This window comes from Rhizobacter sp. P3_B12, assembly GCF_056402895.1.
Map to the genome: position 1 here is coordinate 1 of NZ_JBFUGN010001432.1, position 1,128 is coordinate 1,128.

Annotated in this window: 1 protein-coding gene; it reads left to right on the top strand. The window is 65.7% G+C overall.

All coding sequences use genetic code 11. The annotated features are described in order from the left end of the window. Nucleotides 1-33 precede the first annotated feature (33 nt). Nucleotides 34-1,005 (top strand): tripartite tricarboxylate transporter substrate-binding protein, encoded by a 972-nt coding sequence (locus AC1D01_RS35840; RefSeq protein WP_477874451.1) that lies wholly within the window; start codon nt 34-36, stop codon nt 1,003-1,005. Nucleotides 1,006-1,128 lie beyond the last annotated feature (123 nt).

The following is a 1,128-nucleotide window of genomic DNA, read 5'->3' on the forward strand; positions in this document are numbered from 1 at the left end:
CTCTCCGACACGCTTGCTCGAAAGGACACGACCATGAAGAAACTCCTGCTGGCTGGCGCCGCACTGCTGACGGCGACCGCTGCCCTGGCCGAGTACCCCGAGAAGCCGGTGACCATCGTCGTCCCGTTCTCTGCCGGCGGCCCGACCGACAAGGTCGCGCGCGACCTGGCCGAGGCGCTGCGCAAGCCGCTGGGCGGCCAGGTCATCATCATCGACAACGTCGGCGGCGCCGGCGGCACGCTGGGCGCGACCAAGGTGGCCAAGGCGTCGAACGACGGCTACACGCTGCTGCTGCACCACATCGGCATGAGCACCTCGCCGGCGCTGTACCGCAACATGCAGTACAAGACGCTGGAGGACTTCGAGTACCTCGGCATGATCAACGAAGTGCCGATGACGCTGATCGGCAAGCCGACGCTGCCGGCCACGACCTATGCCGAGCTGACCAAGTGGCTCGAGGCGAACAAGGGCAAGATCAACCTGGCGAACGCCGGGCTCGGATCGGCCTCGCACCTGTGCGGCCTGCTGTTCATGAGCACCACCAAGGTCGACATGACGACCGTGCCGTACAAGGGCACCGGCCCGGCGATGACCGACCTGCTGGGCGGCCAGGTCGACCTGATGTGCGACCAGACCACCAACACCACCAGCCAGATCGCCGGCGGCAAGGTGAAGGCGTATGCGGTCACCAGCACCAAGCGCCTGACGACGCCGGCGCTGGCCAAGTTGCCGACGCTCGACGAATCGGGGCTGAAGGGCTTCAACGTCAGCATCTGGCACGCGCTGTACGCGCCGAAGGGCACGCCGAAGGCCGTCACCGACAAGATCAACGCAGCGCTGAAGATCGCGCTGAAGGACCCGGACTTCATCCACCGCGAAGAAGGCCTGGGCGCCGTGGTGATGACCGACGCGCGCGTCAACGGCCCGGAGCACAAGAAGTTCGTCGAGGCCGAGATCAACAAGTGGGGCCCGATCATCAAGGCCGCGGGTCAATACGCAGACTGACGTGTAGCCCGGATGCCAATCCGGGTTTGCATCGCGGGCCACGAAACCCGGATTGGCATCCGGGCTACGAACGGATCGTGATCGGGATGGTCACGGGCCCGTCGTTGACGAGATGCACCTTCA

Coding starts and splice junctions, on each gene's coding strand:
- AC1D01_RS35840 (WP_477874451.1), top strand. CDS start 34: ATGAAGAAACTCCTGCTGGCTGGCGCCGCACTGCTGACGGCGACCGCT.